At 41.9% G+C, this 22,176-nt stretch carries 20 protein-coding genes; 12 read left to right on the top strand and 8 right to left on the bottom strand.

Annotation, left to right across the window (positions count from 1 at the left end):
• The first annotated feature begins 15 nt into the window (after positions 1–15).
• The 3 genes from N7E81_RS06280 to N7E81_RS06270 all read left to right on the top strand — a co-directional run bounded on the left by N7E81_RS06280 (position 16) and on the right by N7E81_RS06270 (position 3,322).
• Positions 16–501 carry a hypothetical protein gene (locus N7E81_RS06280; protein WP_263052433.1) on the top strand — a complete coding sequence of 162 codons (486 nt, stop codon included), beginning with the start codon at positions 16–18 and terminating at the stop codon, positions 499–501.
• 53 nt (positions 502–554) lie between these two features.
• Complete coding sequence (locus N7E81_RS06275) at positions 555–2,543, top strand: OmpA family protein (RefSeq protein ID WP_263052432.1); 1,989 nt, start codon at positions 555–557, stop codon at positions 2,541–2,543.
• 356 nt (positions 2,544–2,899) lie between these two features.
• The gene (locus N7E81_RS06270) at positions 2,900–3,322 is read left to right on the top strand and encodes a DUF1987 domain-containing protein (RefSeq protein ID WP_263052431.1); all 423 of its coding nucleotides are present in this window, start codon (positions 2,900–2,902) and stop codon (positions 3,320–3,322) included.
• A 511-nt stretch (positions 3,323–3,833) separates the two neighbouring features.
• Here N7E81_RS06270 and radA read toward each other — a convergent pair.
• The gene (gene radA, locus N7E81_RS06265; RefSeq protein WP_263052430.1) at positions 3,834–5,210 is read right to left on the bottom strand and encodes a DNA repair protein RadA; all 1,377 of its coding nucleotides are present in this window, start codon (positions 5,208–5,210) and stop codon (positions 3,834–3,836) included.
• A gap of 155 nt (positions 5,211–5,365) precedes the next feature.
• Between radA and N7E81_RS06260 the strand changes: the two genes are divergently transcribed.
• The 7 genes from N7E81_RS06260 (at position 5,366) to N7E81_RS06230 (ending at position 14,445) form a co-directional block, all read left to right on the top strand.
• The gene (locus tag N7E81_RS06260; RefSeq protein ID WP_263052429.1) at positions 5,366–5,584 is read left to right on the top strand and encodes a FeoA family protein; all 219 of its coding nucleotides are present in this window, start codon (positions 5,366–5,368) and stop codon (positions 5,582–5,584) included.
• Between the two features lie 7 nt (positions 5,585–5,591).
• Positions 5,592–7,703: a ferrous iron transport protein B gene (feoB, locus tag N7E81_RS06255; RefSeq protein ID WP_263052428.1), complete on the top strand. Its 2,112-nt coding sequence runs from the start codon at positions 5,592–5,594 to the stop codon at positions 7,701–7,703.
• Between the two features lie 4 nt (positions 7,704–7,707).
• Positions 7,708–9,516 carry a MutS-related protein gene (locus tag N7E81_RS06250; RefSeq protein ID WP_263052427.1) on the top strand — a complete coding sequence of 603 codons (1,809 nt, stop codon included), beginning with the start codon at positions 7,708–7,710 and terminating at the stop codon, positions 9,514–9,516.
• A gap of 62 nt (positions 9,517–9,578) precedes the next feature.
• Positions 9,579–10,715, top strand: coding sequence for a 5-(carboxyamino)imidazole ribonucleotide synthase (locus N7E81_RS06245; RefSeq protein WP_263052426.1), 1,137 nt, complete (start codon positions 9,579–9,581; stop codon positions 10,713–10,715).
• Complete coding sequence (gene purE / locus N7E81_RS06240) at positions 10,715–11,197, top strand: 5-(carboxyamino)imidazole ribonucleotide mutase (RefSeq protein WP_263052425.1); 483 nt, start codon at positions 10,715–10,717, stop codon at positions 11,195–11,197. Before N7E81_RS06245 ends, purE begins: the two co-directional genes overlap by 1 nt.
• Positions 11,198–11,420: 223 nt before the next feature.
• Complete coding sequence (locus N7E81_RS06235; protein WP_263052424.1) at positions 11,421–12,977, top strand: hypothetical protein; 1,557 nt, start codon at positions 11,421–11,423, stop codon at positions 12,975–12,977.
• Positions 12,967–14,445 carry a DUF5723 family protein gene (locus N7E81_RS06230; RefSeq protein ID WP_263052423.1) on the top strand — a complete coding sequence of 493 codons (1,479 nt, stop codon included), beginning with the start codon at positions 12,967–12,969 and terminating at the stop codon, positions 14,443–14,445. Before N7E81_RS06235 ends, N7E81_RS06230 begins: the two co-directional genes overlap by 11 nt.
• A 3-nt stretch (positions 14,446–14,448) precedes the next feature.
• Here N7E81_RS06230 and N7E81_RS06225 read toward each other — a convergent pair whose 3' ends face one another.
• The 5 genes from N7E81_RS06225 to N7E81_RS06205 form a co-directional block, all read right to left on the bottom strand.
• Entirely contained in the window at positions 14,449–15,177 is a 729-nt protein-coding gene (locus N7E81_RS06225; RefSeq protein WP_263052422.1) for a 1-(5-phosphoribosyl)-5-[(5-phosphoribosylamino)methylideneamino]imidazole-4-carboxamide isomerase, read from the bottom strand.
• A gap of 152 nt (positions 15,178–15,329) precedes the next feature.
• Positions 15,330–16,025: a response regulator transcription factor gene (locus N7E81_RS06220; protein ID WP_263052421.1), complete on the bottom strand. Its 696-nt coding sequence runs from the start codon at positions 16,023–16,025 to the stop codon at positions 15,330–15,332.
• A 1-nt stretch (position 16,026) separates the two neighbouring features.
• Positions 16,027–17,637: a sensor histidine kinase gene (locus N7E81_RS06215; RefSeq protein ID WP_263052420.1), complete on the bottom strand. Its 1,611-nt coding sequence runs from the start codon at positions 17,635–17,637 to the stop codon at positions 16,027–16,029.
• A 60-nt stretch (positions 17,638–17,697) separates the two neighbouring features.
• Positions 17,698–18,411, bottom strand: coding sequence for a YjjG family noncanonical pyrimidine nucleotidase (locus tag N7E81_RS06210; RefSeq protein ID WP_263052419.1), 714 nt, complete (start codon positions 18,409–18,411; stop codon positions 17,698–17,700).
• Positions 18,408–18,782, bottom strand: a complete 375-nt coding sequence (locus N7E81_RS06205) for an ArsR/SmtB family transcription factor (RefSeq protein ID WP_263052418.1) — start codon at positions 18,780–18,782, stop codon at positions 18,408–18,410. Before N7E81_RS06205 ends, N7E81_RS06210 begins: the two co-directional genes overlap by 4 nt.
• A 123-nt stretch (positions 18,783–18,905) precedes the next feature.
• On the opposite strand from N7E81_RS06205, the gene N7E81_RS06200 reads away from it, so the two are divergent.
• Complete coding sequence (locus tag N7E81_RS06200; protein WP_263052417.1) at positions 18,906–19,538, top strand: carboxypeptidase-like regulatory domain-containing protein; 633 nt, start codon at positions 18,906–18,908, stop codon at positions 19,536–19,538.
• Between the two features lie 20 nt (positions 19,539–19,558).
• Positions 19,559–20,281, top strand: coding sequence for a lipoyl(octanoyl) transferase LipB (gene lipB, locus N7E81_RS06195; RefSeq protein ID WP_263052416.1), 723 nt, complete (start codon positions 19,559–19,561; stop codon positions 20,279–20,281).
• On the opposite strand, the gene N7E81_RS06190 is transcribed toward lipB, so the two are convergent.
• Entirely contained in the window at positions 20,278–20,991 is a 714-nt protein-coding gene (locus N7E81_RS06190; protein ID WP_263052415.1) for a LytR/AlgR family response regulator transcription factor, read from the bottom strand. The two genes, lipB and N7E81_RS06190, sit on opposite strands and share 4 nt — an antisense overlap.
• Positions 20,988–22,049 carry a sensor histidine kinase gene (locus N7E81_RS06185; RefSeq protein ID WP_263052414.1) on the bottom strand — a complete coding sequence of 354 codons (1,062 nt, stop codon included), beginning with the start codon at positions 22,047–22,049 and terminating at the stop codon, positions 20,988–20,990. The genes N7E81_RS06190 and N7E81_RS06185 overlap by 4 nt, the downstream gene beginning before the upstream one ends.
• Positions 22,050–22,176 lie beyond the last annotated feature (127 nt).

The raw sequence follows: 22,176 nt of genomic DNA, 5'->3' as shown, positions 1-22,176 counted from the left end.
AAAAAGCATAAACTTATGTACATTCCATTCGAAGAAATGGCCAACACTTCGCGTGTATGGATCTACCAAGCCAACAGGGTGCTCTCTACAAAAGACCAGCTCTTTCTGGATCAAAAGTGCAAGACCTTCCTAGAGCAATGGGCGGCACATGGACAATCACTCAAAAGCTCTTTTCAAGTCGTACATGACAAATTTTTGATCGTCAGTGTGGACGAATCTTTCAATCAAGCCAGTGGATGTTCTATCGACGCCTCTGTAGCGCTCGTCAAGAGCCTAGAACAATCACTCGACATCAGCTTCTTTGATCGTACCCAAGTGTGTTTTCTTATCGACAATGAAATCATTGAAATCCCGATAAATGGCATCAAAACCTATGTAGAAAATGGCAAAATCAACGAGGACACACTTACGTTCAATAACTTGGTAGATAATATTGGCGCTTTCAACAAGGAGTGGAAAATAGCAGCAAAAAACAGCTGGCTCAAGCGCTATTTCCAGTAAGGGACGTATATTAGGAATGTGTTTTATCTTTAGGTAAACTATCTATGTATTCTATGACCCGTATCCATAAGCTTTTCTGCTTATTTATCATTCTGGCGCTAGCTTCCTGTAGCGCTACCAAAAAAGCAAATAAAAGCTTTGAAGCCGGAGAATATAGCGATGCCATCTACCAATATGAAAAAGCCCTAAAGCCAGAAGATCCCGAAACCAATTTTCAATTAGCAGAAGCGTATCGCAAATCCAATCGCATGCAAGAAGCTGAGCCCTACTATCTGGCGGCTATAGATGCAGGTATCGAGGACGAAATGGCTTACTACTATTACGCCAGAGCACTCAAGTCAAACGATGACCCCGAAAGAGCCAATAAAGTACTGGAAGATTATCTGAAAACTGCCCAAAACGATGCAGTGATAGCCATGGCAGAGCGAGAGCTCAACAACCTAAATCAGCTCCCCGAAATTGAGACACGTGTCAATTACTTCAGAGTTAAAAACCTAGAAGCTATCAACACTCAATTTGCCGAATACTCTCCATTTTATTACGGTGGAAAACTCTACTTCACCTCAAATAGAGAAGGCGGAAAAATCTATAAAGGAACTGGCACTCCATTCACAGACATCTACGTAGTGAACACACGTGGGGCAAATGTAGACCTCACAACACTAGAAGAACTAAGCCCAATAATAAATGAACCAGGTGTAAATCTCGGTTCCATTACCATGTCTAAAAATGGAAATACAGTAATTTTTGCCAAAGGCAACAATGGCAAATCTTCTGGTGCCGACGATGTCAATTTATATTTCACCAGATATCGAAACGGAGCATGGCAAACACCGCGCCCTTTGAGTGTAAACGGACAAGACTCTTGGGACTCTTCTCCAGCACTAAGCCCAGATGGCACTACGCTCTATTTTTCCTCTAATCGAGAAGGGGGATTTGGGGGACTAGACATCTATACCGCATCACTCAATCGACGAGGTCGCTGGGTAGATGTGCGCAACATGGGCGATCAGATCAACACACCTGGCAATGAAGTATTTCCCTATGTAGGCGGAACAGGCAGATTATACTTTTCATCAGATGGATGGCCAGGGTTCGGTGGGTTAGATCTATTTGAAGCCACTCGTGCAGGAGGAAAAGTGAAACTAGAAAACTTAGGCATCCCTATTAATTCCAATGCAGACGATTTCGGTTTATTTTTATTTAACCCTTCTCGTGGTTTTTTTACGTCTAACCGAAAAGGAGGCAAAGGTGACGATGATATTTACACATTCGTGAATGATGATCCAGATCTGAAAATAGTAAACTACTGGCTCTCTGGCACCACACTCACCTACGACGACAATGGTGGTCTCATCCCACTGTCCAACACCAAAGTAGTGCTACTGGATGAAGACGATGGCATCGTAGATGAAAAGTACACTCAGGTGGATGGCAAGTACCGTTTTCGCGTATTCTCTGAAGAGACCTATTTTTTAGTTGCCGAAAAAGAGCAATACTTCACGACAAGAATAGATTTTTCTACCGTTGGCAAATCAGCCGACAAAGCCCAGCTCAAAGAGATGGTGACCGATGTAGAGTTTGAAATTGACCTGCCACTAGATCAGATCGTAGTAGACAAGCCTATTGTGCTCAACAATATTTATTACGACTTGGATAAAGCCAATATCAAACCAGCAGCAGCAGCCGAACTCGACAAACTAGTCACACTGATGAAAGACAACCCCACCATCAACATAGAGCTAAGCTCACATACCGATGTACGCTCTAGCCACGAATACAATATGAACCTATCTCAACGAAGGGCGCAGAGTGCCGTCAACTACATCGCCTCCAAAGGTATAGAAGGCCGACGTATGGTTGCTAAAGGATATGGAGAAACCAAGCTTATTATCAAAGGGGCCAAAACAGAAGAAGAGCATCAGGTCAACCGTCGTACGGAATTTAAAGTGACAAAGTACGGCAAAAAATTTGCGAAGGATCTCGGGGATGATTATGATGAGACAGATAGGTTTTTTGACGATGCCGACGACTCCCAATAACTACTCATTTTGATCATAAGAGAATTACCTATGCTCGTAATTAATTAAACCGTAGGCCTCCGATGAAGAGATATAAAGAACAAATATTTCATCATTTCACATTATATTTTTGCCAATTCTCGCCTGTAATGTACCTTTCGACTAGCTTAGTTTGTTTTTAAGAGATTCCTGTATTCTATTTTTTTTAAAAACAGTTGATCTTTGAGGTTGAAAATATTGTAATCAACCAGCTAATTCACAACCTTGTGCAAGTTCTTGCTAACAAGGCATTAAGCGTGAAAGCTCAAAAACATTCAAAATAACCATAAGCTAAGCGACTTTTAAAAAACAATCGCATAGCTCATAAACTGCAACAAATGAAAGGTTTTTTTATCAGAGCAACAAGAGTGACTCCTTCGATTTATTTCGATCCAGCGAAGGGGCTGTTGGATATCAGAGGCAAATCGAGCCCGGAAAACCCACTAGTTTTCTACAGATATATCAACGACTCCATCGACCACTTCGGTAAAACAGATAAAGATGCTATCACACTAAATGCCGCCTTTGAATACTTCAATACGAGTAGTTCAAAATGCATCTATATCCTTTTCAAAAAACTCAATGACTTGAAAATAGAAAGAGGCAAGGAAATTCATATCAACTGGTACTATGAGTCTGGAGATGAGGATATGCTCGAAGCAGGAGAAGACCTCAGCTCTTTCTTCAACTATGAGTTTAATTATGTTGAGATCCCAGAGATCAAAATTCTAGGGCAAATGAAAGAAGAGTCTGAAAACTAACCGACCAAAAATCCACCAAAAAAATCAAAAGTCTCATCGAAATAATGAGACTTTTTTATTGCCTAACCCATTTCAAATCACTAATAGAACTCCATCCCCCAATTTGCCTCCTTTTTCCGCGAATAATCAATCTATCATTTGCTGCCATTCATCGACAAGTGGCTTTTAGTCATCTAAAACCTGACCTGTCTAGGGCAAAAAACAGATAAGAGGTCTGGTTTGCAATTAAAAAAATCGTAAGCTTTGTAATGTATAATTAATTATTCCAATAGTAATATTTAATTACAAATAGAGTTATATATAACAATTAAATGTTTTTATAATCCTATTAAAAAAACACAGCTATGGTTAGAGAATATAAAGATTTACTGCTCTACTTTATTGGATTGGTGCTGCTGGTACTGATCAGCTAGAGCATACACGAATTACCGCTATGGTGACAACTTCGGAGCGACAAAGGTGGCTTCGATCCTGAGCTTTCCCGCACCTCTCGGTGCGGGATATTTTTTATCTATTGGGCTAATTTTTTAAACACCTCAGCAATATTTTGCACTAATATTACTTCGATCAGAAAGCTAGCTGCGGCTACAGCTTTCGCATTGTTTTTCGACACAAATATCTTCTTGAAACCCAGCTTCTCTGCTTCAGAGATTCTATTTTCAATACGATTGACCGCCCTCACTTCCCCGCCGAGTCCAATCTCTCCTGCAAAACAAATATCTGAACTAACCACCCGCTCTTCATAAGAGGACACGATAGACACCACAATACTCAAATCCAAAGCAGGATCATCAATCTTGAGACCACCAGCAATATTCAAAAACACATCTTGATTGCCGAGACGAAGCCCTCCACGCTTCTCTAGTACTGCCAGTAACATATTGAGTCGTTTGGCATCGTAGCCCGTAGTACTCCGCTGTGGTGTACCGTAAGCAGACGCACTCACCAGTGCCTGCGTCTCTATGAGCAAGGGGCGATTGCCTTCGATAGAAGCACCTATGGTCACCCCACTGAGCTCGCTATCCTTGTGCGCAATCAGGATCTCCGACGGATTAGACACTTGGCGCATGCCTGTGCCCGACATCTCATAGATCCCCAGCTCGGAAGTAGAGCCAAACCGATTTTTGATCGTACGTAAGATACGATAACTCAAATGTCTATCTCCTTCAAACTGCAGCACAGTATCCACCATATGCTCCAGTACTTTAGGCCCCGCGATCGTACCCTCTTTGGTAATATGTCCAATCAAAAAGACAGGCACATTCGAGGTCTTCGCAAATTGCAGCAACTCAGCAGTACATTCTCTCACCTGACTCACACTACCCGCCGAGCTCTCTACTTTGGCGGAAAACAAAGTTTGAATAGAGTCTATGATTAAAATATCTGGATTGATCTGCTTGATCTGCTGAAAAATATTATTGAGCGAAGTTTCGGATAGCAGCAAGCAATTAGGTGATTTTGCCTGCATTCGATCAGCTCGCATTTTTATCTGTTGAGGACTTTCCTCACCAGACACATAAAGTGTTTTCTTATTGGGTAGCCCTAATGCCACCTGCAAAAACAAAGTGGACTTGCCTATACCTGGTTCACCGCCAATTAGTACCAAAGAACCTGGTACGATGCCTCCTCCCAATACTCGATTCAGTTCCACATCTGTAGTAATGAACCGCTCGCTGGCTTCAGCTTTTACATCCTGTATCGATACGGCTTGATTAGGCCTCGCATTTTTATCTGCTTCTGTCCAGATTTTGGCATTGCTACCTGTAGGTTGGGCAACGACCTCCTCTACATAAGAATTCCACTCGTTGCACGAAGCACACTTACCTACCCATTTGGGGGATTGTGCGCCACAGTTTTGACAGAAAAATGCGGTTTTTGTTTTGGCCATGAGCTACTAAAATTTGAAAGGACAATTTAGTTTGATTTTTAAAAACAATTTGGCTTTTTCAGCCAATGACTTTTCTCATCAAAATTAGACTTGTAGCCTTAGGACAAATCACATACTTTTGCTCCTTATTTTTAATAATTCTAAATAAGGGATTTATGCAATCAGTGGCACAGCTCAGACCTGGGGAAAAAGGAATAGTCAACAACTTCACCAACGAATACATCTCTTTGAAATTATTAGAAATGGGTGTGCTGCCTGGTACCGAAGTAGAAATGAGATTTGCTGCTCCACTAGGAGACCCAATCTGTATCCGTGTGTCAGGTTACGATTTATCATTAAGGCTCGAAGAAGCCGCCACGATCACTTTATCTTAAAGCCCCCATGAGCAACGCCCCTCTTCACGTCGCGCTAGTCGGCAACCCTAATGCAGGCAAAACTTCTATATTCAATCTACTGACAGGCATGAACCAAAAGGTAGGTAACTTCCCTGGCGTAACCATGGACAAAATCAGTGGCACTTTCCGTGAAAATGGCGCTGCCGCAAATGTGATCGACCTACCTGGCACCTATAGTATATATCCCCGCTCGATGGATGAACGAGTAGTATTTGATGTATTGAGTGATAAAAATGCCCATGACTTTCCTGACAAAATTGTGGTCATTGCCGATGCCTCCAACCTCGAAAGAAATCTATTGCTATTCTCGGAGATACAAGATTTGGGCTTACCTACCATCCTCGTGCTATCCATGCTCGACGTGGCTAATCGCAGTGGACTAAACATTGATCTACGTGCCTTAGAAGAAGAATTCAACACTACGGTGCTCACGGTCAATGGCCGAACTGGAGAAGGTATTCCAGAGCTCAAAAAGACCCTCTTTGAAGATCTGTCTGGTTCCACGGAGCTCTTCTACGACATCAACGAGCTCTCCCCCGAGATCATACCAGTAATCAAGGACAAGTTTGCCTTAGAAAATGACTACGTAGCGTATCAATATGCTCAGCAAACCTACAGCAAGAGCTTTCTATCTAACGACGAGAAAAAATTTATCGCCGACAAAAAGGTACAATACAACTTCTGCGATCGCCAGTTTCAAACTACCGAAACCGTAGAGCGATACAAAATCATTCGTGACAAACTCACTCGAATAGTTACCAAAACGGATCTAGAATCTACAGCCACTCGCAATCACAAGATCGACAAAATACTGACGCATAAGATCTATGGTTACCTTATATTTTTTGTGATCCTGTTTGCGCTTTTTCAGTCCATCTTTGCTTGGGCTGAACCTTTTATGGACTACATCGATTTTGGTTTTGCCAAACTAAGCAGTTGGGCCAAGACCTACTTACCCGCTGGTGTACTCACGGATCTCATTGCCGAAGGTATTATCCCTGGGCTAGGGGGGGTCGTTATTTTCATCCCTCAGATCGCCCTACTATTTGCTTTTATAGCCATACTCGAAGAGTCCGGCTATATGGCTCGTGTGGTCTTTCTGATGGACAAAATTATGCGAAAATTTGGCCTCAACGGCAAAAGTGTGGTTCCGCTCATCTCTGGTGTGGCCTGTGCCATCCCTGCTATCATGGCTGCCCGAAATATCGAAAGCTGGAAAGATCGGATCATCACTATTTTCGTGACACCGTTTATGAGTTGTTCTGCCAGACTGCCCGTGTACGCTATTCTGATCGCCTTGGTCATTCCTAATGATTATGTGTTTGGGATCTTGAGTGTACAAGGGCTAGCACTCATGGCTTTGTACTTGATTGGTTTTCTAGGCGCTATTTTTTCCGCGCTATTATTGAAAAAAATACTAAAGATGAAAGAGCAAAGCTATTTCATCATGGAACTCCCCATCTACAGATGGCCCAAGTGGAAAAATGTATGGATCACCATATTCTCTAAAAGCAAAACCTTTGTATTCGAAGCTGGAAAAATCATTTTAGCCATTTCTATTATTCTTTGGGTATTGGCTTCATACGGACCAGGAGAAGCTTTTGATCACGCCGAACAGCGAGTCGTAGAGCAAAATCCAACCGTTGGGATCGGCTCCCAAGAATTCGATGCTTTGCTGAGCGCATACAAACTAGAAAACTCGTATGCTGGTGTATTAGGCAAATCCATCGAACCCTGCATCCGACCTCTTGGATACGATTGGAAAATTGGCATTGCACTGATCACATCTTTTGCTGCTCGAGAAGTATTTGTAGGTACGATCGCCACCATCTATAGTGTGGGCTCAGACGTAGAAGACGAATCTACCATCAAAGACAAATTACGTGCAGAAATCAACCCCTATACTGGAAAACCGATGTACTCCATTGCACTTGGTGTATCCCTGATGCTGTTTTATGCGTTTGCCATGCAGTGCATGAGTACGCTGGCAGTAGTCTATAGAGAAACCAAGTCATGGAAATGGCCTCTTCTTCAATTGATATATATGTCGGCAGTAGCTTATATCTTCGCATTCATTGCGTATCAATTATTGAAATAGATTAATGACCGAAACCAACGCCTCTTTTTTCACCACAAGGGTAGAAACTTTACATGCAGAATCACAAAAGCTAGAACAAAAAGCGACGACACTTTCATGGATCAGGGTCTGCTCGTTTCTTGTTTTTCTAGTCGCTTTCATCTATTTCGCCAATACACGCGAAATCCAAAGCATGCTCCTTTCAGTAGTGGCGTTTGTTCCTGTTTTTGGCTGGGTCATCCGAAAGCACAACCAAGCCAAATTTGGACTGACCCAACACCAAGCACTTCTTGTAGTTAATGAAAATGAAATAAAACGTGCCAACGGAGCCTTTTCGGACCTCGACAATGGACTCGACTATTTGGGTACAAATCATGCCTATGCTCCAGATATCGATCTTTTTGGTTCTAATTCCTTATTCCAATTATTGGTGCGAAGCAAACTGTCTGGCACAAGAGCATTAATCAAAAACTGGCTGCTACACCGATCCACCAAAAACGAAATCGAAGAACGACATGCCGCCATACAAGAACTCTCCACCGATACGGAATGGAGGCAAAACCTAACGGCCTATGGCTATCATGGGGATCGTAAAAATGAAAAATATGCCAACGTAGTCGTCTCACTCATCCAGTGGATAGACCTCAAATTGAGTCAAATCGACAAGCCATTTTGGAATATCATGAGATTCATCATGCCTGCTGCTGCATTGACTATTCTCGCGGGTATCAATATCTTGGGTTGGCCGTATCAGTGGATTTATCTCCCCATTCTGATCAACCTCGCCTTGTTGTCTATCCTATTCAAGCCATTGATGGACCTCACCAATGAGTTTGGAAATATTGCTGACTTCCTGAAAGGCTATGAGCACGTGATTATAGAAATAGAAAAAAAATCTTTTGAGTCTCCGCTACTTACTCGACTACACGACCAACTAAAAACCAAAGGTCAGTCTGCCTCTTCCGCTATCATGCGCCTTCGCAGGATTTTGATGTTTTTGCTCAGCAGAGCCAATATCCTGTATTTGCCTTTCAATGTACTTTTTTTGCTCGATGTCAACTGGCTACTCCTAGCGGTCCAATGGAAAAAGAAAAACATCCATCATGTGCAAAACTGGTTCGATGCGGTGCATCAAATCGACGCCTTGTCTGACTTGGCCTCGTTCGCTTACGCTAATCCTACCTTTACCTTCCCAAAGTTATCGGACACGGATCACGTGCTAGTCGCTGAGCAAATGGCACATCCGTTGATCAAGTCTACCCAGCGTGTAAGCAATGATTTCACGCTGTCGGGCAAAGGCAGACTCGGGCTAGTCACAGGCTCCAACATGTCGGGCAAGAGCACCTTTCTCCGCACGATAGGTATCAATCTCGTGCTGGCACAAATGGGCGCACCCGTTTGTGCTCGAAAGTTTGAGCTGTCTCTCGTTCAGCTTTTCACCAGCATGCGCACACAAGACAATTTAGAGGAAAACGTCAGTTCATTTTATGCAGAACTCAAGCGGCTCAAGCAGCTGCTCGACCTTTTGCAACAGGGCGAACCTATCTTCTATATGCTCGACGAAATTCTGAAAGGCACCAATTCGGAAGACCGCCACAAAGGTGCGCTCTCTCTGATAGACCAATTGATCAAAGAAAATTGTCGGGGACTGATTTCTACTCACGACATCCAGCTATCGGCTTTATCGAAAGATCAACCCAATATCCAAAACATGAGTTTCAATAGCTCTATCGTAGATGATGAGATTATTTTCGATTACAAATTGTCTCTGGCACCCTGCGGTAGTTTCAATGCCAGCAAACTGATGGAAAAGATGGGTATTATCAAAAAATAGGAAACACTTCAAGGATTGCCTTGTGCTGTTTAGCTTTGCGCCCATCACAAGCAGAATATCAGATGAGTTTTGATCCCAATGTAAAGATAGGCGTATTAGGTGGTGGCCAGCTCGGCCGTATGATGATCCAATCTGCCATAGACTTGAATTTAGATATCAAATCGATGGACCCAGATCCTAATGCCCCGTGCAAGCATCTAGCAACCGAATTTGTAAATGGGGACATCAAAGACTACGATCAAGTCATGGCCTTTGGTGCTACTTGTGACCTCATCACCGTGGAGATAGAGAATGTAAGCATAGAAGCGTTAGAAGCACTCGAAAAACAAGGTAAAAAAGTTTTTCCTCAGCCTCGTGCGCTCAAAATCATCAAGGACAAGGGCATTCAAAAGCAATTCTATTTAGACAACGACATTCCCACTTCTCCTTTCGTACTGACCCAGTCGCTAGAGGAGCTGCATCAGCACACAGACCTACTTCCGGGTGTACACAAGCTTCGCACCGAAGGATACGACGGCCGTGGCGTACAGGTGATCCGAACAGAAGCTGACATCTCAAAAGGATTTGACAAACCTGCGCTGATAGAAAAATTTGTGGATTACGACAAGGAAATCTCCGTGATCGTAGCCCGAAACGCGGATGGAGAAATGAACACCTACCCCGTGGTAGAATTAGAATATCATCCAGAAGCCAACTTGGTGGAGTTTTTATTTTCACCCTCTAGCATTAGTGAAGACATTAGAATCAAAGCAAGAGAATTGGCCAAAAAAGTTATCTCATCACTCGACATGGTAGGTTTGCTAGCGGTAGAAATGTTTACTACCAAAGACGGCGACGTAATCGTAAACGAATGTGCACCACGTACGCACAACAGCGGTCACCAGACGATAGAAGCCAATGTGACTTCACAGTTTGAACAGCACATCCGAGCCATACTCAACTTGCCACTAGGGGACACCGCCATCAAAGGAGCTTCTGTGATGATCAACCTGCTAGGCGAAGAAGGCTACACTGGTTTGGCCCAATACGAAGGGCTAGAAGAAGCCTTACAGATTGAAGGACTTCACGTACATTTGTATGGAAAAAAATTAACCAAACCCTTTAGGAAAATGGGACACGTGACCTTGGTAGGAGATCACTTAGAAGACCTCAAAACCATTGCTCGATCAGTAAAAGAATCCATAAAAATCAAAGCATAATGAAGCCATCAGTAGGAATAATCATGGGGAGCAAAAGCGACCTGAACATCATGAATCAGGCCGCAGAAGTACTCGATCAATTAGGCGTAGCGTATGAACTCACTATTGTATCTGCTCACCGTACCCCACACCGCATGGTAGACTATGCCGAAAATGCCAGATCGCGTGGACTACAAGTAATCATCGCAGGAGCAGGAGGTGCTGCGCACTTGCCAGGCATGGTAGCGGCGATTACCACCCTACCCGTGATCGGCGTACCTGTCAAGTCTAGCAATTCAATAGACGGATGGGATTCTGTATTGTCTATTTTGCAAATGCCAGGTGGTGTGCCTGTAGCTACCGTAGCCCTAGATGGTGCTAAGAATGCAGGCATACTTGCTGCGCAGATCATAGGAAGTCACGACGAAATTGTTGCCGAAAAATTAGCACAATACAAAGTTGAGATGAGGAAAAAAGTAGAAGAATCTATCCGTACCTTATAAATCTGCTCTCTATTTTTGATATACAAGCAATATCCCTGATCTTAACCGTTTAGTATTTAGCATTTTAGAGAATGGAAATATTAGTATATTGCTATTGAATGCGCTAATAAGTGTGAAAAAAATAAACTTTGTGCAACTTATCAAATCTATTTTGACTCAAAAAAACCACTATCTAAACACCATAAGCTATGGGGTGATAGTACTCTTATTTTCCATGTGTAATATGGGAGAATTAGATTTCGACGACATCGAAGTGCCTCTATATACACCTGACGCATCTATTCCCATTGGTCAAACCACATACACCATTAAGGACCTGATCGATAAACTGGACGACCCTAACCTATTGATCACTGAAGACAATAGCAAGCTGCTCGCAATCACCTATCTGGACACGACCTATTTCGACGATTATGCACAAGTCATAGTACTACAAGATGTATCTAACCCAGGTATAATTAGTCCGAACTTAGCAGATATTCCTGTCTCTCCGAGCAATCAGGACATTGTAATTCCGACACAAACGCTAACGTTTGAATACACCTCCCCCAACAACGAAGAACTGGATTCTGTAAAGTATTCTACAGGTACTATAACGCTAGACATTACCAACCAATACCAATCTGAGCTTGAGTATGAGCTTACACTTACTGACATTGTAAACCTAGACACTGGAGCACCCATGATACTATCAGGCACCGTACCTGGCAATAGCTCCAATCAAGCCACTCAAGATCTGACAAATCACAAAACCATCATTGTTCAAGTGCCTGGCACAGGCAATACCAATTTTTTTAGTGGAGTATTCGATAGCACACTGAAAGTGAAAACAGGAGAGGGCGTAAGTAGTACCGATTTTATAGACTACACACTTTCCATTACCAACGCTGATTTTTCAGAAATATATGGCTGGTTTGGTGACAAAACTATCAATATAGAAAACCAGACCGTTGACATGGGATTTTTCGAAGACCTTTCGGAAAATAGCTTGAGCTTCAACGCGCCACAAGTCAGCTTTTATATCAGCAATGGGTTTGGTGTACCGATGGGTCTCAACATGGGAGGTATCTCCTCTACCAATTCAAAAGGCACTACAGTAAACTTGTCTGGAGACATTACGGCAAGTCCACAACTGGTAAGAGCGCCAAGTACTACACAGGTAGGCACTTCACTCAGCTCCATCATTCGAACCAATGAAACCAACTCTAACCTAAGAGAGCTATTTGCAATATCTCCAACCAGCTTCAATATCGATTTGACAGCGGGATCAAACTATAATAATGCAAATGATCAAGACAGAAACTTTGTAAGTTCAACTAGCGAGGTAGAAGTAGTCACAGAGATCAACCTCCCTCTCGATGTGAAACTAGAGGGGTTGTCAAGAAACTTTGGGACTGGTATTGAAGCTTTCGACTTTGAAGATGCAGACACCATCAGACTCATACTAACTACCCACAACGAACTGCCTCTCGAAGGGTCGATAGATATGCAATTTTTGGACTCAGACTCCAGCGTATTGTTTGAGTTTCTAGATATCTCATTTATAAAATCCCCAGAGCTTTTGTCCACGGGGCGAATAGAGGAAAAAATCGTTAACAAGGACACTATAAAATTATATCGCGGGCATGGTTATCAAGAATTGATAAATGCCAGCATATTAAATATCGTCACCCATATCACCAGCTACAAAGCGGCAGACGACAACTATGTCAAATTATTTTCAGACTATGAGATGACCCTCAAAGTAGGCACTCAAGCAAATGTGAAACATGAATTATAAGCTGAAAACAACATACATCTGCGTCCTACTCCTTGTGCTGACTGGGTTTACACCGACCTTGGCTCAATCTGGTATTTCGTTATATCACCTGACCAACAGTACCTATCAAGGCAACAACTTCAATCCGGCATTCTTCCCAGAAGGAAAAACTTTTGTAGGTATACCCGTGCTATCTGGTGTGATGGTAGACTTTAACAGTCCCACCAATTACAACGACGCCATTACCACCAATGAAAATGGAGAACGGAAATGGGATATTGACCGATTTGTAGACAATTCTAAAAAAAGAAATTACGTAAGTGCTGAAGCTGAAATATCTACGTTCTATGTAGGTTGGAAAAAATCAGCAACACAAGGATTTTCCGTTTTCATTCGTGAAAGAATAGGGGCTAGAGGCTTTTACAGCGACGATCTAGTAAATACCGCATGGAAAGGTAACACCCCACTAATTGGAGATCGATTAGACCTAAAAGGAACAGCTCTAGATGTAAGGTATTATAGAGAATATGGCTTTGGCATATGGAAAAGTCTCCCTGGAAAAGGTGTAAATATCGGCGTAAGAGTGAAATTTCTCAACGGCATGATGAGTGCTGTAACCGACAGCAAATTTGACGGGTCTATTGGCTTTGAAGAGGATAACTACCAAGCCAACTTTAACTTGAAAAATTCAGCGATCTACACTTCAGGGTTCAACATCATGGACAGTAACGACCTTACCACACACATGATCAGTAATGGCAACCTCGGAGCTGGCATCGATCTAGGTGTGCATTGGAAAATCACCAAAGAATTATCTGCTGCTGTCTCGGTAAACGATTTAGGATTTATCCGATGGAAAGTAGATACAGAAAATTATCACTTGGCAGATACTACTTTCCGGTTTGAAGGTATAGACTTAGCCGACGTTGGTGATTTTGGAGATGCCTACATAGATTCATTGAAATACAGGATACAAGATACTACTCTCTATGAGGCTTATACTACCGGACTCAACACTTCCTCATATGCAAGTTTGATGTATCAATTGACTCCATATGACAGATTTACAGGCACGATAGCTGCACATGTGGTACAAGGCCATTTCAGAATGATCTATTCGGCTGCCTACACTCGTAAAGTAGGGCGTGCGTTGGACTTTTCCGTCAATGTGTCCAGAATACCTCAGCAAGGCATCGATGTCGGACTAGCTGCCGCAGTCAACCTTGGCCCTTGCCAAATCTATATGGCATCAGACAAACTCCTCAAGGTATGGGATGCAACCCAAATAGATGCAGCTGATTTTAGATTTGGAATGAATCTGGTCTTTGGTAAAAAATCGAGTTCGCCAAGAGACAACCAAAAAGATCTAGAGCATCCTTCTCCCTATGATAAGAGCGAAAGAATAGAAAAAAGCGACGGTATATACTGGATCATACCAAGACAAAAAGCTCGACCAGTATATGACAAAACAAAATTCAAAGATTCTTAATCCTTAACTGACACCTACCGTGTACTGCTCAATGTCTTTTAGTGTGATTTTGCCTTCATAAAAGGCTTTACCAAATATGACCCCATAAACACCTAGTTCTTCTAGTTTTCGGATATCATCCATATTGCGCATGCCCCCACTGGCAAACAAGCATAGGTTAGGGAATTTTTCTATTATAGCTTGGTAAAGCTCCAACGCGGGACCTTCCATCGCCCCTTCCTTAGATATATCTGTTGTTTTCAAATATTTCAATCCTCGAGAATAAAAATATTCGATGTGTTCCATCAAGTCCACTTTAGTACCCTTCTGCCAACCTCCTACTCGCAACAATCCATCCAAGGCATCTGCCCCTAGAGCTATCTTTTCTCTGCCATATGACATCATCCAAGAAGTAAACAAATCGGGCTTATATACCGCCATCGTCGCAGAAGTGATGCTTTCCGCTCCAAACTCAAAAGACTTAGTCACATCGCCATCTGTATGGATTCCTCCAGAGAAGTTGATAGAAATATTGGAATAGCCAGCCATCATTTCTAGTATATGGTAGTTAACTGGCGCACCTTTTTTAGCACCATCCAAATCAATCACATGTAGTCTTTTGATTCCATGATCTTCAAACTGACGAGCCAAGTCTACTGGGCTTTCATTATAAATTTTACCTGTGGCATAATCGCCTCTGGTCAGTCTGGTTACTTTACCATCTTTGATTGATATAGAAGGTACTAGTTGCATACATTTTTGGGTTTTCGGGTAAACAAATAAAGCTATTGTAGAATGACTTTGCCCTTTGCAGGTTTTAAAGAATTGTTAATTCTACGACAATCGAATTGAATCAGTCAAGCGAAGCCCAAATGGAGATTAGGCTGATAGCCAAGATAAGAAATTTAGTCGATTTTCACAAGCTTAAAACCCTGCCCATGCACAGTCAAAATATGGATTCCTTCTTCTTCTTTTATGTATTTTCTAAGCTTGGCAATGTACACATCCATACTTCTGGCATTGAAATAACTATCGTCTTTCCAAATTGCCATAAGTGCCACACTACGATCCAGAGTTTCGTTCATATGGTCACAGAATAACTTGAGCAATTCGTTTTCACGAGAAGTGAGCTTTACATCGCCAGAAGGTCGCTCTAGCACGCTTTTGTCATACCTAAACACCAAGGATCCAAGTTCGTAAGCCGTGGTCGTACTTTTTGAGTTTCCGCCCGTGTGTGTGCGTTTCAAAATGGCCTGTATCCTCAGAAGTAGCTCTTCCATACTGAAGGGCTTTGTCAAGTAATCGTCGGCTCCTATTTTCAGGCCTTCGATGGTGTCTTCTTTCATGGACTTGGCCGTAAGAAATATCATAGGCGTCTGCTTGTCCATGGCTCGGATATCACGAGCAAGGGAAAAACCATCCTTCTTGGGCATCATCACATCAAGAATACAAAAATCAAAACCGCCCTGCTGAAAAGCTGCAAAACCAGCTTCTCCATCCTGACACAAAACAGTTTCGTAGCCTTTGAGTTGTAAATATTCATTGAGAATCTGTCCTAAATTAGGGTCGTCCTCTACCAAAAGTATTTTGATTTTGCTCATCTCATTGTTCGTTTAGGTGATACGGCAAAAAGACCGTAAACTCGCTGCCTTTTTTCAATTCACTTTTTACTTCTATCGACCCTCCGTGAGCCTCCACCATGCTTTTTACATAAGCCAGCCCCAAGCCAAAGCCTTTGACATCGTGCAGGTTGCCCGTAGGAATTCGGTAAAATTTATCGAATATTTTACTGACCAAGTCCTTGGACATCCCTATACCATGATCTGTTATTTTGATCATGATGCCATGAGCATAGTCAAGTGTCGTTACCTTGATCGACGGCTCCTCGGCCGAATATTTATTTGCATTGTCCAATAGATTATAAACAATGTTAGTCAAATGCATCTGATCCGCTACTAGAGTTTGATTAATCGCTTTGAGGTCCTTGGTGAGTTCTCCCCCTTTATTAGTTACTTGTATCATGATATTGGCTATCGCTTTTTCGATGATTTCATGCACGTTTACTTCTTCCAATTTAAGTTTGAAGTCGTTTCGCTCGATCACAGCCATTTGTAGCACTTTTTCTACTTGCAAGCCTAGTCGCTTGTTTTCATCATGGATAATGCTCAAATATCGTTCTTTAAGTCCCTCTGTATTCCTGATTTGCTCATCGCGCAAGGCCTCGCAGGCCAATGATACTGTAGAAATAGGCGTTTTAAACTCGTGGGTCATGTTGTTGATGAAATCATTTTTGATCTCAGACAATTTTTTTTGTTGAAATATGGTGTGGATGGCATAAGAAAAACATACCAGTATAATCACAATAAATACTACAGACGACAGCAAGGTGAACCATATTTTGCCCAACAGATAAGTGTGCTGACCTGGAAATCTGACCACCAAATAGCCCGCAGCACCCATAATGTCGTTGGGAAACAAAGACGCTCTGAGATCTGAGGATTGCAATGCCGACTTGCTGTCTACGATCTGTTGAATAGTGAACTTTTCTTCCAATGGATCAAATATCCCAAAATCATACGCCAAATCGATCCCTTCGTCTAGCAAAGTGACTTTTAGTAGGGAATCTGTTTCTTCTTCATTGATTCGGCTTTTGAGAGATTTCACTCCGGCAAATAGCTCATGCATGGCCAATTGCACATATTCGCTTTTTTTAGCAATTCGCTTCAACCGCTTTTGATATTCTAAATTGTTGGTGATGATAGAATCCATTTCATCTTCTTTGATGAAAATGCTGACATTATGCTCATCAGAAGACTCTTCGGTAAACTTTACTGCCATATTTTTGGCATTCCCTTTTTCAGAGTCAAAGTAAAAACTCAGCCACTCTGGTCGACGAGCCGTGTCCTTAGCATAATCCTGCACTTGAATGACCTTCTTCTCAAACGTGCTTTCGATCAACTCAAACTGCGTAGAGTCATTTTCAGAAGGGCTTTTAAAAGCAAAATTGGTGTGAAAATTATCCACTGCCACAATCAGAGCCTCCTTCTTTTCCAGCTTTTGTGCCACGGTCGTCAGAGCATCTTGCACATTTCGCTTAAAAGCCTCCTCATTGGCACTAACGATACTGCCAATCCAATACACCTGAAAGACCACCAACCCTAGAAGCGAAAGCCCCATAGCCACTATCAACCCCCGAATAGCCATTTTATTCATGTTTCAAATTTACGGTTTTGAGTATGTATCGGTCTGCATTTAACCAATTTTAACTCCCCACTAGCCTTCCAAAAAGGGTATGATTTGTCTCAATTCGGTGATTTCAAGGGTAACATCATCTGAATATGCCTGACCTAGAGGATTATAATAGACCTGATCCATTCCATAGTCTCTAGCGCCTTTGATGTCGGTCATCAGGTTATCGCCAATCATCAAAGAATCCTCTAGCACTGCACCAGTGTGCTTGATGGCATATTGGTAAATGCCTGCATTTGGTTTTTTATGCCCCGCTTTTTCTGAAGTGATAATTTTATCAAAATATTTATCCAACCCTGAGTATTCCATTTTGATGGATTGCACTTCTTCGAATCCATTAGTAATAATGTGCAAATCAAATTTGTCTTTACAATAATCTAACACCTCAAAAGCACCTTCTATCACTCGCTTTTTTTGAGAACACTCCTTGAGAAAATTAGCATTGATATCCACTAGCAGATCTTCCTTGATACTTTTCATATTGGCATTGACGGCCTCCATCACGATCCTAAATCGGTGGTTACGCAAGTAAAACTTGTCTATCCTGCCAGCATCCAACTCTTTCCACAAAATTGTATTTTCATGAAAAAATACGTCTCTAAACAAATCAGCATTCAACACACCGTATTTGCCCAAGTCATACCGATGATACAGCTCGATTAGGGTTTCAGAAGCATTAGCATCCCAATCCCAAAGCGTGTGATCAAGATCAAAAAACAGATGTTTATAAGTTTTCAATAGGGCATTGGTTTTTTATTGATAGATAATTCTCTATTTGATTCGAGTACTTTGAGCGTTTCGAGATCCTTCTGTAGTTGCTGGTCTTTATTTAGAAATTTGAAAATTTGTGAAACCATTCCCATCACTTCTTCCTTGATTTGATAAAAAACCCACTGATCTTTTTTTCGTGAGTTTAATAAACCAGCATGTTTGAGGTAGGAAATATGTCTCGACGTTTTGGTCTGTGTAAAATCCAATACATGTTCGATATCTGAAATACTCAGTTCGTTTTGATGAAACAATAAAAACATGATACGCACGCGAGCTTCTTCAGAAAAAGACTTAAATATCTGAGAGCCAAATTGAAGGTTAAAATGCTTTAGCTGCATGTATTGTTAGTTTATAAATTATAGGAGACCAAACCAGCCCTAAAGGATTGCTGAATAATTGTGTAGTTTTGCTACTAGCAAACTATCAAATGCAAATTAGCATTAATTAAAGAAAAAGAATTAGTGAAGCACATTTTAGCAGGCCTCTTCAGTATCATATTTATGTCTTACGCTTTTGTCTCTTTCGGACAAACGGACAAGCGAATCATCCAGTTTTCTGGAATTGTGGTGGGTGAAGATAGTACCTCTGGCGTACCGGGTGTTCACATATTTACTCCCAAAGGAGGGAGAGGCACCACCTCCAACCCCTACGGATACTTCTCAATGCCCGTATTGGAAAATGACAGCTTAATCATCAGTGCGATCGGTTATGAAAAAATGCATTTGATCATTCCTGAAGGAAAAAGCGACAACTACACCGTAATCATCGAACTGCTCGCCGACACCACCTACCTGCCTGAATTGGAAATTTACCCTTTCCCTACAGAGGAACTGCTCAAAGAGGCCATCCTGGCTATGCAGGTCCCTTACCAATATCAGTACAAAAACATGCAGCAAAGCATGGATCAGGCCATGCTAAATAAGATGTACAAGAATCTACCAATGAGCGGAGCCAACAACTATCAATTTTATATGACCCAACAGATGACGACCTACAATGCTAGGTTTCAAACCACATCGATTCCTCTGCTAAACCCTTTTGCTTGGGGCGAATTCATCAAGTCGCTGAAACGGGGTGATCACAAAAAGAAATAACGAGTACGCTAAAAAGGGTAATGAATCAAGTACTGAACAAGCAAACAAAATTTATCGATCTGGGTTTGATCGACTATCAAGAGGCCTGGGACTATCAGACGGAATTATTTGACAAGACCGTAGCCCTCAAAATAGAAAACCGAAAAAAGGAATCCGCCGAACAAACCCTGACACCTAACTACCTGATTTTTTGCTCGCACCCTCATGTGTACACGCTGGGCAAATCTGGCGATCAAGCCAATCTGCTGCTAGACGACAAAGGACTAGCAGAAAAACACGCTTCATTTTACAAGATCAATCGAGGAGGGGACATTACCTATCATGGCCCAGGGCAAATCGTGGGCTATCCAATTCTGGACTTAGATAACTTTTTTACAGATATTCATAAATACTTGCGTTTTTTGGAGGAAGCCGTCATTCTCACGCTGGCCGACTATAATATAGCAGCTGGCAGAATAGATGGCTTGACTGGTGTCTGGATAGACATCGACAATCCCATAAAAGCACGCAAAATTTGTGCACTTGGCGTGAAATCCAGCCGATGGGTAACCATGCACGGTTTTGCCTTCAATGTACTCACTGATTTGAATTATTTTCAAAACATCATCCCATGTGGAATCGACGACAAGGCCGTAACCTCTCTAGAATTTGAATTGGGTGAAAAGCCAAACTTGCAGGAAGTACAGGGTAAACTCAAACAGCACCTCGTAGACCTATTCGAATTTGATCTGCAAGAAAGCTAAAGCACGATCTTACCTAAGCGTTCCATCACGTCGAGTTTGTAATTTCTCCCAACAGGGATACTCTCTTGGTTGAGCTCAATCTCACTAGCAGAATAACTTTCTATTTTGGGAATATTTACAATAAACGACCGGTGAACTCGAATGAAATACGGGGTAGGCAATTTGGTTTCTAACACACTGATTTTTTCGTGCGTAACGATTTCTTTCTCTGCCGTTTTGATCTTCACATAGTCCTTTACACTTTCTATATAGAGAATGTCTTTGAGACAGATCCTGATCATTTTCTTGTCGCATTTGAAAAAGATGAAATCATCTCCTTCCACAGTCGTGGTCACTCCCACTTCTTTGGTCAACGATTGCTGCTGATGTAAGGCTTTGGACACGGCCTTCATGAATCGATCAAACGAAATAGGCTTGAGCAAATAATCTAGCACTTCGAGCTCAAAACCCTCCAGTGCATATTCGCGATAAGCGGTAGTGAAAATCACCTGAGGTGGCTGATGTAGTGTTTTTAAAAACTCGATGCCCGTCAACTTTGGCATCTGAATATCCAAAAATATCAGGTCGACAGGTTCGCCAGATTGGATATAATCAAAAGCCTTGATAGCATTTCTAAATTTGCCCACCAGCTCTAGTGACTCGATACGATCTACATACGATTCTATGACTTCTATAGCCAGCGGCTCATCGTCTATTATTATACATTTCATGCCGTTTTTCTAAAATTTATTTCCATCAGTACCGTAAAGGTTCTTGCGCCATCGATGATTTCGAGTCGGTAGTCGTTTCGATAAAGCAAATCCAGCCTACGCTTCACATTTTTAAGCCCGATACCATGCTCTCTATCATTGAGTCGCTGTGTTTCACTTTTGCTGTTTTCTATGCTGAGTTTGAGTGTATTTTCATTCAATGAGAGCTCCAAGTAAACCCACGACTTGTCCAGTTCTTCGTTTACTCCATGTTTAAAACTATTTTCCAAAAAAGGTAAAATAATCATCGGTGCTACATGCACACCTGCTGTCTCTCCAGTGATCATAGCACGGATGTCGAGATCGTCTCCATGGCGCATACGTTCGATCTCTATATAGTTTTTGATAAAATTCAATTCGTTGTCGAGAGGCACTTTTGGAGCATTACACTCATAAAGCATATAGTTGATCAGTTCGGACAATTTGAGTACCATCTCTGGTGCCTTATCGGATTTTTTTAGCGTAAGCGCATAAAGGTTGTTAAGTGTATTGAATAAAAAATGTGGATGTATCTGTGTTTTTAAAAACTTCAACTCAGCCTCCAACTTCTCGTGTGCTAGGATTTGCTTGTCTTGCTGGTTCACATACCAGTGCTTCAGGATTTTGATCGTAGTAGCTAAAAATACAACTGGATAGATCTGAACAATTCCTTTGAATATCTTGAATATTTTCAACAAAGGGTCACCCATGTACTGAGGATAAAAAAGCGGATACTCCACATAGTACATGATGAGACGATACAATACCCCACCCGTAAGTGCAGAGGCCATAAGCAAGAAGGCAAATGAGAGCCACTTGCCTTTGAGCACATATTTGGGCAATAGGATGTAGATGGTATAATAAGTGATCAGTATCTTGACGGGCAGGTAGATAATCTGGTCGATAAAAGCCAGCCTCCACTCGCTCTTGTAGCTGCCCCACAATACCGCATGAAAAAGGACATAACTCACCCAAAAAAAGACATGACAGAAGAGCCTGTTTTTGAATAGTTCTTTGATTTTGGATTCAATATTTCCCATCGAAACAAATATACGATTTAGCCTCATGATTAGCCCAATCAGAATACCAACGACCATTTGCTCCAATCGGATGACTCTTTTGTTCTCCTAAATAAGATTCTTTCGATTTGTCCAAAAGACAAGGTTG

This window comes from Reichenbachiella carrageenanivorans (assembly GCF_025639805.1).
Lineage (GTDB): Bacteria > Bacteroidota > Bacteroidia > Cytophagales > Cyclobacteriaceae > Reichenbachiella > Reichenbachiella carrageenanivorans.
This window is presented reverse-complemented; position numbering and strand designations above follow the sequence as displayed.

Coding starts and splice junctions, on each gene's coding strand:
- N7E81_RS06275 (WP_263052432.1), top strand. CDS start 555: ATGACCCGTATCCATAAGCTTTTCTGCTTATTTATCATTCTGGCGCTA.
- lipB (WP_263052416.1), top strand. CDS start 19,559: ATGAATCAAGTACTGAACAAGCAAACAAAATTTATCGATCTGGGTTTG.
- N7E81_RS06225 (WP_263052422.1), bottom strand. CDS start 15,177: ATGCAACTAGTACCTTCTATATCAATCAAAGATGGTAAAGTAACCAGA.
- N7E81_RS06270 (WP_263052431.1), top strand. CDS start 2,900: ATGAAAGGTTTTTTTATCAGAGCAACAAGAGTGACTCCTTCGATTTAT.
- N7E81_RS06230 (WP_263052423.1), top strand. CDS start 12,967: ATGAATTATAAGCTGAAAACAACATACATCTGCGTCCTACTCCTTGTG.
- N7E81_RS06260 (WP_263052429.1), top strand. CDS start 5,366: ATGCAATCAGTGGCACAGCTCAGACCTGGGGAAAAAGGAATAGTCAAC.
- N7E81_RS06220 (WP_263052421.1), bottom strand. CDS start 16,025: ATGAGCAAAATCAAAATACTTTTGGTAGAGGACGACCCTAATTTAGGA.
- N7E81_RS06250 (WP_263052427.1), top strand. CDS start 7,708: ATGACCGAAACCAACGCCTCTTTTTTCACCACAAGGGTAGAAACTTTA.
- N7E81_RS06245 (WP_263052426.1), top strand. CDS start 9,579: ATGAGTTTTGATCCCAATGTAAAGATAGGCGTATTAGGTGGTGGCCAG.
- radA (WP_263052430.1), bottom strand. CDS start 5,210: ATGGCCAAAACAAAAACCGCATTTTTCTGTCAAAACTGTGGCGCACAA.
- purE (WP_263052425.1), top strand. CDS start 10,715: ATGAAGCCATCAGTAGGAATAATCATGGGGAGCAAAAGCGACCTGAAC.
- N7E81_RS06235 (WP_263052424.1), top strand. CDS start 11,421: ATGGGAGAATTAGATTTCGACGACATCGAAGTGCCTCTATATACACCT.
- N7E81_RS06205 (WP_263052418.1), bottom strand. CDS start 18,782: ATGCAGCTAAAGCATTTTAACCTTCAATTTGGCTCTCAGATATTTAAG.
- N7E81_RS06185 (WP_263052414.1), bottom strand. CDS start 22,049: ATGGGAAATATTGAATCCAAAATCAAAGAACTATTCAAAAACAGGCTC.
- N7E81_RS06215 (WP_263052420.1), bottom strand. CDS start 17,637: ATGAATAAAATGGCTATTCGGGGGTTGATAGTGGCTATGGGGCTTTCG.
- feoB (WP_263052428.1), top strand. CDS start 5,592: ATGAGCAACGCCCCTCTTCACGTCGCGCTAGTCGGCAACCCTAATGCA.
- N7E81_RS06190 (WP_263052415.1), bottom strand. CDS start 20,991: ATGAAATGTATAATAATAGACGATGAGCCGCTGGCTATAGAAGTCATA.
- N7E81_RS06280 (WP_263052433.1), top strand. CDS start 16: ATGTACATTCCATTCGAAGAAATGGCCAACACTTCGCGTGTATGGATC.